Annotated in this window: 11 protein-coding genes and 1 pseudogene; 5 read left to right on the top strand and 7 right to left on the bottom strand. The window is 70.8% G+C overall.

The window, feature by feature from the left end; all coding sequences use genetic code 11:
* Positions 1-29 precede the first annotated feature (29 nt).
* Positions 30-1,004, top strand: coding sequence for an alpha/beta hydrolase (locus NR792_RS22680; RefSeq protein WP_375754765.1), 975 nt, complete (start codon positions 30-32; stop codon positions 1,002-1,004).
* 5 nt (positions 1,005-1,009) lie between these two features.
* Here the strand turns inward: NR792_RS22680 and NR792_RS22675 are convergent, their stop codons facing one another.
* Entirely contained in the window at positions 1,010-1,669 is a 660-nt protein-coding gene (locus NR792_RS22675) for a glutathione S-transferase family protein (protein ID WP_375754764.1), read from the bottom strand.
* 92 nt (positions 1,670-1,761) lie between these two features.
* Between NR792_RS22675 and NR792_RS22670 the strand changes: the two genes are divergently transcribed.
* Positions 1,762-2,259: a winged helix-turn-helix transcriptional regulator gene (locus NR792_RS22670; protein WP_375754763.1), complete on the top strand. Its 498-nt coding sequence runs from the start codon at positions 1,762-1,764 to the stop codon at positions 2,257-2,259.
* Here the strand turns inward: NR792_RS22670 and NR792_RS22665 are convergent.
* The 3 genes from NR792_RS22665 to NR792_RS22655 all read right to left on the bottom strand — a co-directional run bounded on the left by NR792_RS22665 (position 2,214) and on the right by NR792_RS22655 (position 3,992).
* Entirely contained in the window at positions 2,214-2,414 is a 201-nt protein-coding gene (locus NR792_RS22665; protein ID WP_375754762.1) for a hypothetical protein, read from the bottom strand. The genes NR792_RS22670 and NR792_RS22665 overlap by 46 nt on opposite strands.
* The gene (locus NR792_RS22660) at positions 2,407-2,709 is read right to left on the bottom strand and encodes a type II toxin-antitoxin system Phd/YefM family antitoxin (protein WP_207054968.1); all 303 of its coding nucleotides are present in this window, start codon (positions 2,707-2,709) and stop codon (positions 2,407-2,409) included. The genes NR792_RS22665 and NR792_RS22660 overlap by 8 nt, the downstream gene beginning before the upstream one ends.
* A 137-nt stretch (positions 2,710-2,846) precedes the next feature.
* The gene (locus NR792_RS22655; RefSeq protein WP_375754761.1) at positions 2,847-3,992 is read right to left on the bottom strand and encodes a hypothetical protein; all 1,146 of its coding nucleotides are present in this window, start codon (positions 3,990-3,992) and stop codon (positions 2,847-2,849) included.
* A gap of 179 nt (positions 3,993-4,171) precedes the next feature.
* Here NR792_RS22655 and NR792_RS22650 point away from each other — a divergent pair, with 179 nt between their 5' ends.
* Both NR792_RS22650 and fliB read left to right on the top strand, forming a co-directional pair.
* On the top strand, positions 4,172-8,053 hold the full coding sequence (locus tag NR792_RS22650; RefSeq protein WP_375754760.1) for a TIGR02266 family protein: 3,882 nt from the start codon (positions 4,172-4,174) through the stop codon (positions 8,051-8,053).
* A 9-nt stretch (positions 8,054-8,062) separates the two neighbouring features.
* Entirely contained in the window at positions 8,063-9,313 is a 1,251-nt protein-coding gene (gene fliB, locus NR792_RS22645; RefSeq protein ID WP_375754759.1) for a flagellin lysine-N-methylase, read from the top strand.
* A 10-nt stretch (positions 9,314-9,323) separates the two neighbouring features.
* Here fliB and NR792_RS22640 read toward each other — a convergent pair.
* Positions 9,324-9,887, bottom strand: a pseudogene (locus NR792_RS22640) (DsbA family protein); the annotation flags it as partial.
* A 181-nt stretch (positions 9,888-10,068) separates the two neighbouring features.
* Here NR792_RS22640 and NR792_RS22635 point away from each other — a divergent pair.
* Positions 10,069-12,099 (top strand): prolyl oligopeptidase family serine peptidase, encoded by a 2,031-nt coding sequence (locus NR792_RS22635; protein ID WP_375754758.1) that lies wholly within the window; start codon positions 10,069-10,071, stop codon positions 12,097-12,099.
* Positions 12,100-12,138: 39 nt separating this feature from the next.
* On the opposite strand, the gene NR792_RS22630 is transcribed toward NR792_RS22635, so the two are convergent.
* Together NR792_RS22630 and NR792_RS22625 are read right to left on the bottom strand one after the other, a co-directional pair.
* On the bottom strand, positions 12,139-12,417 hold the full coding sequence (locus NR792_RS22630; RefSeq protein WP_375754757.1) for a hypothetical protein: 279 nt from the start codon (positions 12,415-12,417) through the stop codon (positions 12,139-12,141).
* 78 nt (positions 12,418-12,495) lie between these two features.
* Complete coding sequence (locus NR792_RS22625; protein WP_375754756.1) at positions 12,496-13,227, bottom strand: DUF4142 domain-containing protein; 732 nt, start codon at positions 13,225-13,227, stop codon at positions 12,496-12,498.
* Between the last annotated feature and the right edge of the window lie 287 nt (positions 13,228-13,514).

Below are 13,514 nucleotides of genomic sequence, written 5' to 3'. Positions count from 1 at the left end.
CACCCACCGCCGCATCCCAGGAGTCACCCATGTCCACCCGTCATCTCGTCGACCCGTCCCTCCTTCCCCTCACCGCCCACGCGTTCCTCCCGGGGCTCTCCCGCGAGAACCTCACGGACGCCCGCACGTTCATGGATCAGATGATCGCGTCCATCGCCCCCCGGACCACCGCGCTCCGCGGCGAGGTGCGCATCCCCGGACGGCACGGAGCGCCTGACGTCCGGCTCGTCATCCAGACTCCGCCGGGCTCCATCACGGTGCCGCGGCCCGCCGTGCTGTTCCTGCACGGCGGCGGCATGGTGATGGGCAGCGCCACCATGGGCGAGGGCTTCGACGCCGAGCTCGCCCTCGCGCACGACGCCGTCGTCGTCTCGGTCGACTACCGCCTCGCGCCGGAGGTGCCATTCCCGGGGCCCATCGACGACGCCTACGCGGCGCTGCGCTGGGTCCACGCGAACGCCGCGTCACTCGGCATCGATCCTTCGCGAATCGTCCTCATGGGGCAGAGCGCCGGTGGCGGGCTCGCCGCCTCGCTGGCGCAGCTCAGCCGCGACGACAGCGGACCCCGGCCCGCGGCGCAGATCCTCATCTACCCCATGCTCGACGCCCGCACGGGGACGGCCCTGGAAGCGGACCCCAACCCGACGACGGGCGAGTTCTCCTGGACGCGTGCGCACACCCGCTTCGGCTGGGAGTCCCTGCGCGGGGACTACCTCCCGACCGACGCTCGCGCCGGGCACTTCTCGGCCTCGCTCGGCCAGGACGTCTCGCAGCTGCCCCCCGCCTTCATCGCCGTGGGTTCGCTCGACGTCTTCTTCGACGAGTCCATGGACTACGCCCGCCGCCTCTCCCGCGCGGGAGTCCCGGTGGAGCTCCATGTCTACCCCGGGGCCATCCACGGCTTCGATGCCATCCCGGACGCCTGGATGACCACGAGCTTCAAGCGCGAGCTGAACGAGGCGCTCGCCCGTGCGCTCCGTGCGCCGGCCGAACGGGCGTCGTGAGCCCGTCAGTCCCGGTCCGGCGCGCCCAGGGGGAAGAGGGGGCGGAACGGGCGTCCTCCATCCACCGCCCGGGCGACGGACGGGCGGGCCAGCAACCGCGCGCGGTAGGCGCGCAGCTGGGGGTAGGACTCGGGGATGCGGTGGGTCCAGTCCGCGTAGAAGAGTGAGGGCGCGGCCGCGCAGTCCGCCAGCGTGAAGTCCGCGCCCGTGGCCCAGGTCCTGCCGGCGAGCTGCCCTTCCACCCAGGCGTAGGCGCGCTCCAGGTTCTCCACGGCCGTGGCCAGGCCTTCCTTCCGCTTCGTGGCATCCCCTGTCAGTGCGCCATTCACGGCGTGCTGGACCATGTCCATGACGTGCAGGTCGAAGAAGCGGTCGAGGAAGCGCACGTCCAGCGCGGCCATTGGATTCTCGGGCAGCAGGCGCACCTGCCCGGGATGCGCGAGCTGCAGGTACTCGATCATGATGCTCGTCTCGACGACCTGGCGGTCACCGTCCACCAGCAGCGGGAACTTGCGCAGCGGCCAGCGACGCAGCCACTCGGCCGTGTGCTCCGGCGTGTCCGGCCCGATGTTCCGGAACTCGAAGGGCGTGCCGTTCTCGTACAGCGCGATGAGCACCTTCTGCGTGTACGAGGAGAAGGGGTGACCGTAGACCGCGAGCGCCATCGTGGGACCTTTCAACTGCTTGTGATTTGCAAGTGGTTGAACCGTATCCGCGCTACTTGCATATTGCAAGTATCAACCCCGGGAGGACGGCCATGCCGCAGACAGGACGATCCGGCTGTCCCATCAACCTGACGCTCGAACAGCTCGGTGACCGCTGGAGCCTCATCGTCATCCGCGACGTCATGTTCGGGAACCGGCGCACCTATGGAGAGCTGCTGGAGCAGAGCGAGGAGGGCATCGCCTCGAACATCCTCGCGGACCGGCTGAAGCGGCTGACCGCGTCCGAGCTGCTGTCGCGCCGCCCGGATCCGAACCACCGGCAGAAGGGCATCTACAGCCTCACGGAGGCGTCCATCCAGCTGGTGCCCCTGCTCGCGCACATGGGGGCCTGGGGCCGCCGGCACACGCAGCCGAGCGAGGAGCTGTCCGTGCGCGCGGAGCTGCTGGAGAAGGGCGGCCCGCCCCTCTGGGACGCGTTCATGGACGAGCTGCGCCACCTGCACCTGGGCAGGCCGCGCCCGGCCCGCTCGGTGTTCGGTGAGCTTCAGGCCGCGTACGAGAAGGCCATGGCGCGCAAGGCCCGGAGGTGATCAGGCCTCGCTACGACGGGCGCGGGCACCACCAGATAACCACGTCCATGCTCGAAGGCGGAGAACGCCCGCTTCGCCGTGGGCCCGAGCTTCTGGAACTGGTCGCCCGCGTAGAAGAGCAGGGCATTCGTGTCGAGCACGTAGCCTTCACTCAAGCTCCAGCACCTCCGCGGAGGTCAGGGCCGAGCGCTGAAGTCGTTGACTGGGGCTCTCCTCAAGGGCTTCCAGGTCGCCGACGATGCGCAGGGAGCCTCGAAGCTTCGACTTCCGCTTCCGGGAGGGGCGTGCCTTCCGCTCCGCTTCCAGAAGGGCCTCCAGCCGTGAGGGCGCGATGAGGAACGCTTTCAGTTCGTCGTGCACCGTGATGGCAGTGACATGACGCTGGGTGGCTGCCTGCTGCACGAGGGCGCTGAGATGGCTGCGCGCCTCACTGAGCGGGACACGCTGCATGGGCAGGGGCCACGTGGGCGATGATGCGGCGGCGCGACGCGCAGTCGCGGGACGAGGAGGAGGCCGCCGTCGATGTTTGCTGGCCATGGTCCGCGGATAATAGCCACAGGTCCGACACAGTCCCGTTGGCCCGGGGGTCAAGCCGCCGTCGCCGTGTTCAGCTTCAAGTCCTGGTTCAGCCCCGCGTCCTTGCGCACGCGCCAGATGTACTGGTCCAGGAAGTAGTGGTGCAGCGCGAAGCCCCAGATGAAGCCCTCCATCAGGTCGCGCAGCGTGAGGCCGCTTCCGCCCAGCGCCACCTTCGTGTCGAACGCGCCGCAGCCCGGGTGCACCCCCATGCCGCAGCCCAGCGTCCGGTACGCCAGCGTGAACGCGAGCCCGCAGAGCGCGTAGACGATGAAGCGCTGGCTCACCTTCGGCGCCCAGCCGAACGCGGCATGGTCCACGCCGCTCGCGTGGTAGCGGTTGCGGTGAAAGAACCAGACGATGCCGTGGTACTGCACGTTGTGGAACGCCGTCACGGCCACGGTGAACATCAGGAAGTCCATCCGGCGCGACACCGACGGCCAGAACACCAGCGACGTCAGCCCCAGCGCCGCGCCCAGCATGAGCAGCTTGGGCCCGTTCACCCCCAGCCCCCGGCGCCACCGCCACACCTGCCGCGCCGCGAGCACGCCCACCACCGCGAGCACCAGGCCGAAGCACGCGTGCGCCACCCCGACCTCCCAGGTCGGCTCCGCCATCAGCCCCAGCCGGCGCCGCGCCCCCGGATGCGTCAGCGCGAACGCCACGAACGGCGCGAGCAACCCCACGTACAGCGTCACGCTGTCCAGCCGCCGGTCCCACGCGTCCTTCTCCCCGGCCTTGCGCTGGTAGAGCACCATGATGCCGTAGTGCTGCCGCACCACGTGCCAGTACGCCCAGAGCGCCGCCAGCGTCACGAACACCGCGAACGGCCAGCGCTGCCCGGCCAGCACCGACCCCGCGAACACCGCCGGCCCCGCCACGAACCAGCCCAGGCTGCCCCAGAGCAGCCGCGCCCGCGCCTTCCGCTCGCGCGCGTCCAGGTACGTGCGTGACACCGTCGCGAACAGGTGCGGCCCGTCCAGGAGCAGCACCCACGCCCACCACAGCGGCGGCCCGCTCACGCCCCCCAGCACGTGCAGCGCCATCAGCGCCAGGCTCGCGCCCAGCCCCCCGACCGTGGAGAGCAGGTCGTGCCGCCGGTCCACCAGCCACCGCGCATGCAGGGGAACCGGGGCGAAATGGGGAACCGCGTTCATCTGGGGACTCCTGTCCGGCGCACCCGGACCGCTTCCTGGGGGACGACGAAGTCCCAGGATAGCGGGGACATACAGGTAAGACGCAGGCGCACCTGGGGCCTCGGGGGGATACCGGACGGCCGGGCAGGGGGCCAGAACCCTCTTGAGGGAATGGCCCCCGGACGCGACAGTGCCGAACCATGGATCAAGGTCGGCGTACCTCGGACCGCAAGTCGGTCGGTCTGTTGGTGAAGCTCAAGCATGAGACTGTGGGGAGCTTCACCGAGGAGTTCGCCACCAACATCAGTCCTGGGGGCATGTTCATCCGCTCGCGCACGCCGCAGCCGGTGGGCACGCCCGTGCGCTTCGAGGTGCAGATCGCCAACGGCGTGCGCGTGCTCCAGGGCACCGCCACCGTGCGCTGGGTGCGCGAGGTGAACGACCCGGCGGGGCCTCCGGGCATGGGATTGGCGTTCGAGGACCTGGATACGGCGAGCCGCGCGCTCGTGGACCTGATGCTCCAGCGCAAGCCGGGCGCGAGTGCCGCGCCGGCCGCCGCGCCGCTGCCGTCCATCGCGCCGGCTGTCGCTCCGGGAATCGCGCCGGTCGTGGCTCCGGGCATCGCTCCATTGGCCGCGCCGGGCATCGCCCCGGTGCGTCCGCCCGTGGCCGCGCCGCCGCGTCCCGCCGCCGTGGCACCCGTGCGTCCTGTCGCGCCGTCCACCGCGGCCGCGCGTCCCGCGCCGCAGGCCTCAGGGGGCGCGGCGCTCGATTCGCTGTTCGACGACCTGGATGCGCCGTCCAGTCCCGCGCCCGATTCGCTGTTCAACGACCTGGATGCTTCGGCCAGCCCGGCTCCCTCCGCGGATGAGCCGCTGTCGCTGGGTGGGGCGGACGAGCCGTTCTCGCTGGGGGCTCCGGAAGAGGACGTGGGCCTGGCGTTGGCGGACTCCGCGAACGACGTGGACATCCCGCTGGACGAGCTCATCGCGGGGACGCCTCCGCCCACCGTGCCGGGCGTGTTGTCGGGAGGCGACGAGCCGCTGCCCGGGTTCGACTTCGAGTTCGAGGCTCCGGCCGTGGATGCGCCCATCGCGATGGGCGAGCCGCTCGACGAGGCGCCCATCGAGGTGGGCATCTCGGTGGAGGACAGCGCGGCTTCTGGCGCTGGCGACGCGGGTGGGTTCGAGCTGGATTTCTCGGACGCCTTCGACCCCGCGCCGCCGCCTCGCGCCGCGCCGGTGGCACCGCCGCCCATGCAGCGCGCCGTTCCTCCTCCTCCGCCCGCCGCGCCGCCGGCAGCGCCCGCGCAGACCTCCGGTGGCAGCACCGAGTTCGACCTGGACCTGTCGTCCCTGGACGACGAGGCCCCGCTGGAGCTGGCGCGCGAGCCTGCGTCCTCGCCGGGCCGTCACCGGCCGCTGGGACGTGAGCCTGCGTCGTCGCCGGGCCGTGCCGCCGCGCCGGGGCTGGGCCGTGAGCCCGGGTCCGCCGCGGGCCGTGCCGCGCCGGGCCTGGGCCGTGAGCCTGGATCCGCTGCCGGCCGTGGCGCTCCTGGATTGGGCCTTGAGCCCGGGTCCGCAGCCGGTCGTGGCGCTCCTGGATTGGGCCTTGAGCCCGGGTCCGCAGCCGGTCGTGGCGCTCCTGGATTGGGACGCGAGCCCGGGTCCGTCGCAGGTCGCTCCGCGCCTGGACTCGGCTTGGAGCCTGGATCCGCGGCCGGTCGTGCCGCGCCTGGATTGGGACGTGAGCCTGGATCCGCGGCGGGTCGCGCCGCCGTGCCCGGACTGGGACTTGAGCCCATCTCGTCAGGTGGCCGCGCTGCCGCGCCGGGCCTGGGCCGCGAGCCGGGATCCGCTGCCGGTCGTGCCGCGCCGGGATTGGGACTCGAGCCCATTTCCTCGGGAGGCCGTGCGGCTGCTCCGGGGTTGGGCCGTGAGCCGGGCTCCGTCGCTGGACGCGCTTCCGTGCCAGGGCTGGGCCTGGAGCCCGGCTCCTTCGCCAACCGTCCCGCCGCGCCGGGTCTGGGCCGCGAGCCTGGTTCCCGCGCCGGTGCCCCCGACCTGTCCCAGGAGCCGGCCTCCTCGTGGGGCCGCGCCGTCCCGCAGCAGCCTCCCGCGCCGCAGCGCCCGTCCGGCGGCAGCACCGAGTTCGACCTCGACCTGTCCGTGGACGACGACGGGCCGCTGGAACTGGCCCGCGAGTCCAAGTCCTCTCCGGGCCGTCCCGCCGCGCGGCCCGTGGCGCCTCCTCCGCCCCAGCCGCCGCCGAGCGTGCTGCCGCCCTCCGTGCGTCAGGCCCCGCCTGCCCCCGCCGCGCCGAGCGCCCCCGCGATGCTCGCGCCCGCCGCGGCTCCGGCGACGCCCGCGCCGCCTCCGGCCCTGGACGCCAACGGCCAGGTGCGCCCCATCTACCTCACGCCGCCGCAGACGCCGCTGGCGGGCACGGGCCCCGTCATCGGCATCGACCTGGGCACCACCAACTCCTGCGTGGCGCTCTTGTCCAACGGCCGGCCCGTCGTGCTGCGCTCGCGCGAGGGCTACAACACCATCCCGTCCGTCATCTCGCTGAGCGCGCAGAGCAAGCTGCTCGTCAGCCACCGCGCGAAGAACCAGCTCGTCCTGCGGCCCACGCACACCATCTACGGCGCGAAGCGCCTGGTGGGCCGTCCCTACGACAGCGCCGTGGTGAAGCAGGTCCGCGAGCGCTTCCACTACGAAATCACCCCCGACGCCGCGGGCCGCGCCGCCGTGCGCCTGGGCAACGACGTGCTGTCGCTGGAAGAGGTGCAGGGCATCATCCTGCGCGAGTGCAAGGAGATGGCCGAAACCCACCTCAACCAGAAGGTGGAGCGCGCCGTGGTGACGGTGCCGGCCTACTACTCCGAGCCCCAGCGTGAAGCGGTCCGCAAGGCGGGCCACATGGCCGGCCTCAAGGTGGAGCGCATCCTCAACGAGCCCACGTCCGCGGCGCTCGCGTACGGCCTCAACCGCGAGCTCAACAAGAAGGTCCTCGTCTACGACCTGGGCGGCGGCACCTTCGACGCGACCATCCTGCGCATCGAGAAGAACGTCTTCGAGGTGCTGGGCACCGGCGGCGACATCTTCCTGGGCGGTATCGACTTCGACAACCTCATCGTCGACTTCCTCCTGGAGCGCTTCCAGGAGAAGGAGGGCATCGCGTTCAACGGGGACGGCATCGCCCTGTCGCGCGTGGCCGACGCCGCCGAGCGCGCGAAGATGGGGCTGTCCGAGCGCAGCACCTTCGAGGTCCACATCCCCATGCTGATGATGGACAACGCGGGCCGCCCCCGGGACCTGCGCGTGACGATGTCGCGCCAGGACCTGGAGAAGATCTGCGACCCGCTGCTCAACCGCACCATCGACGTGGTGCGCGACGTGCTCCTGGACTCCAAGCTGAAGGCCTCGGAGGTGGACGACATCATCCTGGTGGGCGGCATGAGCCGCATGCCGCTGGTGCGCGACAAGCTGAAGGGCCTCTTCGGCAAGAACGCGCAGGCGAGCGTCAACGCGGACGAGGCCGTGGCGCTGGGCGCGGCGCTGTACTCGGGTTCGGTGGACAAGGTGAGCAGCGTGGTGCTCATCGACGTGCTGCCCATGACCATTGGCGTGGCCATGCCCGGCGGCGCCTTCAAGCGCGTCGTCGAGCGCAACAGCCCGCTGCCCACGCAGCGCTCGTTCGCCATCAGCACCTCGCAGGACAACGAAGAGCGGATGGAGCTGTCCATCTTCCAGGGCGAGGACAACCACATCTCCGCCAACGAGTACCTGGGCACGGTGCGCATGGAAGGCCTCCCACGAGGCCCCAAGGGCTCCGTGCGCGTGGCCGTGACGCTGAAGCTCGACTCCGAATGCGTGCTGCACGTGGAGGCGCGTGAGTACTCGACGCGCAAGGAAGTGAAGGCGACGCTCGCCACGCGCTACTCGCCGGAGGAACTCCAGAAGCAGCTCCAGGTGAGCAAGGAGGCGATGAACGCCGCCGAGGAGCGCCGGGGCGCGGACTTGAAGGACCGCGCGGGCCGCTTCTGGGGGTTCGTGAAGAAGGCGCTGGGCCGCAAGTAGACTGGCGCCATGACCGCCTCCGCCCCCCGCTACATGGCGCGCTTCCGCTGCATCGCGGAGGCGTGCGAGGACACCTGCTGCGCGGGGCTCACGGTGCCCATCAGCGAGTCGCGCTGGAGCCTGCTGCGGCAGAAGGTCGCGGGCAGCCCGGACGCGGCGCGTGTCGAGGCGTTGATCACCCCGAACCCGGAAGGCGCCACGGGCCAGCAGGCGGGCATCCTGGGCAAGCGCGCGGACGGACACTGCGCGTTCCTGGATGACGCGAAGCTGTGCTCGCTCCAGCGCCGGTACGGCGAAGCGGTGTTGCCGGACGGCTGCTCCGTCTTTCCAAGGGTGCTCACGCGCTGGGGCGAGCAGGTGGAGATGGCGGGGTCGCTCGCGTGTCCGGAGACGGCACGCCTGTGCCTGCTGGCGGAGGACGCGCTGGTGCGCGAGCCCGTGCCCGAGGAACAGGCCCTGCGTCCCCAGGTCGCGCGGCAGGTGGCGGCGGGTGACGACGCGTGGACGGCCCACGCGGACACCGTGCGCGAAGCGATGCTGAGGCTCCTGGAACGGCGTGAAGTCCCGTTCGCCGCGAGGCTGTACGCGCTGGGCCGAATGGCGCTGGACCTGGGCGACTTCTACTTCCCAGGGACGACGGCGTTCGCTCCGGGGGACGCACGTCTCACGAACATCCTTCGCGAATACGAGTCCACGGAAACACTCGCGTCCCTGCGCGCGCAGCTCGAAGCGCTGGAGCTGCCCGGAGGGCCGTGGGCTGGCATCTGCGCCGCCGTGCTCCGCTCGCGCGAGGCCGCCGTGAGCAGCCAGCGCTTCCTCTCACTCGTGCGCGACGTGCACGCGAACTACGGTGGCGCGGACACGAGCCCGGACGACGCGTGGCGGCTCCACGCTGCCCGGCGCTCCGCCCTGGAGTCCCTGCACGGTGAGCGCGTGCACCAGTACTTCCTGCACCACGCGCTCAACCACGTCCTGCGCCACCCGTTCACGGAAGCCCCGAGCCTCCTGAACGCCGTGTTCCTGCTCGTGCTGCGCGCCTCCGTGGTGCGCTGGGTGCTGCTCGGGCACCCGGCCGTGGTGGCGCTGCTGGATGCTCCCGGCACGCCCGAGTCCACGCTGGACGCCGCCGCCGTGGAGGCGTTCCAGGTCGTCGCCAAGCACGTGGAGCAGGCGCCCACGTTCCTGGACTTCGCCAGGGGCCTGGCCGGCGAAGGTCCGGAGACCTTCGCGCGGCTGCTCATCCTGGTGAAGGGCCTGTAGCGCCCGCGCTTCAGCCCTGCTGCTTCGGCTTCGCGCCCAGCTGCTGCATGGCCCGCTGGAACGACGGGTACTCGTGCGCGCCCTGGATGGCCAGCTTGTCGCCCAGGATGAACGTGGGCACCGCGCGGATGCCCATCTCCTGGGCCTCGCGCACGGACTCCTCCACGAGCTGCCGGTAGCGGCCTTCCTCCACCGCGCGCTGGAGCTCGTCCGGATCCAACCCGGCCTCCACGCCCGCACCGCGCAGCGTGTCCCACTGCCAGAGGTCCTCACCCTCGGTCCAGTAGCGCCGCAGGATGGCGGCCTGGAAGGGCTCCAGCCGGCCTTGCGCGCGCGCGTACTCCGCCGCCTCGTGCGCACGGCGGGTGGACGGGATGATGTCCCGGTGCACCATCTTCAGCCCGGCCTTCGCGGCGCGGAGCTTCAGCGGGTTGTTGGGGTCCTTCATCCCCTGGCGCACGTACTCGGGCAACGGCAGCCCTTCCGGAGGCGTCTCCGGGCGCAGGAAGTAGGGGTGCCACTCCACCTGGACGTCGTATTCCTTCTTCAGCTTCTCGACCTCACCGAGGCCGACGTAACACCAGGGTCAAACGAAGTCGGACCAGATGTGGACGACGATGGGTGCGCTCATGGGCTGAATCTCTAGCACCGCGCGTCGGGGCCTTCCACCCCTTCCACCCGGCCCGCATCCATCGGTGGACAGTGCGTCCTCCCAAGGGCACGGTCCGGGTTCCAACCCTCCGGAGGAACCCCCCGTGCCCCTGTCGCTCCTCGCGGCCCTGGCGCTCGGCGCCAACCCGGCGCCCGCGCCCCATCCGTTCAATCAACAGGACCTGGTCACGCTGCGCCGGCTCAACGGCCCGCGCGTCTCGCCCGACGGCCGCCAGGTCGCCTACGTCCTGCGCTCCACCGACATGGAGAAGAACCGCGGCCGTACCGATTTGTGGCTCGTCAACCTGGACGGCTCGGCCCCGCGCCAGCTCACCTCCCATCCGGACAGCGACAGCGACCCCGTCTGGGCCCCGGACGGCAAGAGCCTCTTCTTCCTGTCGTCGCGCGGCGGCTCCTCGCAGGTGTGGCGCCTGCCCGTGGACGGCGGCGAGCCGCTGCCCGTCACGAAGCTGCCGCTGGACGTGAACAGCTTCGCGGTGTCGCGCGACGGCAAGCAGCTCGCGGTGGCGCTGGACGTGCGCCCGGACTGCGCGGACCTGACGTGCAACACCCAGCGCGCCGCGGAGGCCGGGAAGAAGAAGACCACCGGCCAGGCGTATGATCAGCTCTTCGCGCGCCACTGGGACTCGTGGCGGGATGGCACGCGCTCACACCTGTTCGTCGTCCCCGTGGCCGGCGGCACGCCCGTGGACGTGATGAAGGGCATGGACGCGGACGCGCCCAGCAAGCCCTTTGGCGGCGCGGAGGAGTTCACCTTCACCCCGGACGGCAAGGGCGTCGTCTTCGCCGCGCGCGACGCGGGCCGCACCGAGTCCTGGTCCACCGACCTGGACCTCTTCCACGCGCCCGTCGACGGCAAGGCGAAGCCGCGCAAGCTCACGGAGAAGAACCGCGCCACGGACACGAGCCCCGTGTTCAGCCCGGACGGCAAGACGCTCGCGTACGTGGCCATGTCCCGCCCCGGCTACGAGTCCGACCGCTACCGCGTCATCCTGCGCACGTGGCCGGGCGGCCAGGAGCGCGTGCTCACCCAGGACTGGGACCGCTCCGCGGGCTCGCTCGCGTGGAGCAACGACGGCGCCACGCTCTACACGACGGCCAACGACGTGGGGCAGAACGCCGTGTTCGCGCTGGACGTGGCCACCGGCAAGCCGCGCCGCCTCACCCAGGCGGGCAACGCGGAGGGGGCCCAGCCCGCGGCGGACGGCCAGGTCGTCTACGCGCTGGATGACCTGGACTCGCCGGCGGACCTGTACGCGATGAAGGCGGACGGCACCGGCGCCCGGCAGCTCACCCAGGTGAACCAGGAGGCGCTCGCGGGCCTGAAGTTCGGCGCCTTCGAGCAGTTCAACTTCCCGGGCTGGAACAACGAGACGGTGCACGGCTACGTCGTGAAGCCCGTGGACTTCGACCCGAAGCGCCAGTACCCGATGGCCTTCCTCATCCACGGCGGGCCGCAGGGCAGCTTCGGCAACCACTTCCATTACCGGTGGAACCCGCAGGTGTACGCGGGCCGCGGCTACGTGGCGGTGATGATCGACTTCCACGGCTCCACCGGCTACGGCCAGGCCTTCACGGACTCCATCGCCGGGGACTGGGGCGGCAAGCCGCTGGAGGACCTGAAGAAGGGCGTGGACGCCGCGCTCCAGAAGTACCCCTTCATCCACAAGACGAAGCGGTGCGCGCTGGGCGGCAGCTACGGCGGGTACATGATCAACTGGATCGCCGGCAACTGGACGGACGGCTTCCAGTGCCTCGTGAACCACGACGGCATCTTCGACGAGCGCGCGGCCTACTACGACACCGAGGAGCTCTGGTTCCCCGAGTGGGAGCACAAGGCCCTGCCGTGGGAGAAGCCGGAGACGTACGAGAAGTTCAACCCGGTGAACCACGTGGCGAAGTGGAAGACGCCCATGCTCGTCATCCACGGCGGCAAGGACTACCGCGTGGTGGACACGCAGGGCATCGCCACCTTCACCGCGCTCCAGCGCCGGGGCATCCCGTCCCGCTTCCTCTACTTCCCGGACGAGAACCACTGGGTGCTCAAGCCCCACAACAGCATCCAGTGGCACGACGAGGTGCTGGGCTGGCTGGACCGCTGGACGCGCAAGTAGCGCGCGTCCAGCAGGGCCTCCCCTGGGGCGTGCGCCGCCTCAGGGGATGCCGAAGCAGTCACCGATGCAGCTGGCGACGACCTCCGCGCAGGTGCGGTCGGCGAGGCACTCGGCGCACTCCGAGGTGCGCTCCCGGCGCTCGTCCTGCTCGCTCTCCTTCTCCTCCTCCCAGGCGCCAATCTTGTCGGCGCAGGCGCCGGTGTTCAGGTCGGAGTCGAAGCACTCCTTGCGGTAGTCGCAGATGGCGTCCGCGTTGTTGGAACAGCCGGTGAGCAGCAGCACGGAGGCACAGGCAGCCAGGGCAATCAGTCGTGACATGGTGCGGCAGTATGCAGACGAAGACGCCTCCCGGGAATGCTCTTCCCGGGAGGCGTCAGGTGCTTCAGCGAAGCTGCATTACTTCGTCTTCGTCGTACCGCCCGTGGTGCCGCCCATGGAGCCCGTGGAGCCGTGGTTCATGGAGCCGTGGTCCATGGTGCCGCCCTGCATGCCGGCGCCGCCCACGCCCATGGCGTCGTCCAGCTTGCCCAGCGTCTGCCAGGCCATGTCGCGGTGCTTGGGCAGCTCCTGGCTGAGCTGGGTCAGCATGGTGGTCATCTCCGCGGGGGCGGAGGTCATGCCCTGCTTCGCGGCCATCACCTTGCCAATGGCCTCGTCATGGGCGCCCACCTGGCCGGCCATGTAACACGAGTCGAACGGCGCGCCCTTGAGCGTCTGGAGCTTCTCCATGTTCGCCTTGTCGGCGGCCATGGCCTTCTTCTCCATGTCGTTGGCGGGCTTGGGCATCTCCGCCAGCTTCAGGTTCTGCGTCTTCGCAAAGTCCATGACCTGCTTGTCCGCGGCCGTGTGCGAGTCGATCATCATCTTCGCGTAGCTCTGCACGTCCGGGTTCTGCGAGTTCTTCTGCGCGAGCTCCGCCTGCTTGATCTCCGACTGGTTGATGTAGTGCAGGCGCTCCAGGAAGGCCTTCGGGTCCGTGGGGGCCATGAAGCCCTTGAACTCGGCCATGCCCTTGGCGGCGGGCGCGGGCTTCGCGGCGGGCGTGGCGGGCGCGGCGCTCTGGGCCAGCGAGACACCGCCGGTGAAGAGGACCGCGGCGAGGGTGACTCCGTGCAGGGTGCGCTTCATTGGGTGCTGCTCCTTTTCAAGGCCTCGGAAGTGAGGCGGGACAAAGTCGGTGGACCAGGGACACGCGGATCCGCGCGGCGCACCTTGGGGCAGGGCGCCACGGCGAACCCAGCGGGTGGGAAGGCGGACGTGTGCCAATTCACGTTGCGCCCACGGCCGGGTGCGCCAGTGGACAGCGCCACTGAACCCGGGGCCGGGCGCGGACGTTCAGCACCACACGACTGTCTGGGAACGCCATCCGTCCTCCTCGTGCCCGAAAAGCTAGGCATCCCGGGAGGGCGGGAAGG

Source organism: Corallococcus exercitus, from assembly GCF_042231735.1.
In the GTDB taxonomy this organism is placed as follows: domain Bacteria; phylum Myxococcota; class Myxococcia; order Myxococcales; family Myxococcaceae; genus Corallococcus; species Corallococcus exercitus_B.
This window is presented reverse-complemented; position numbering and strand designations above follow the sequence as displayed.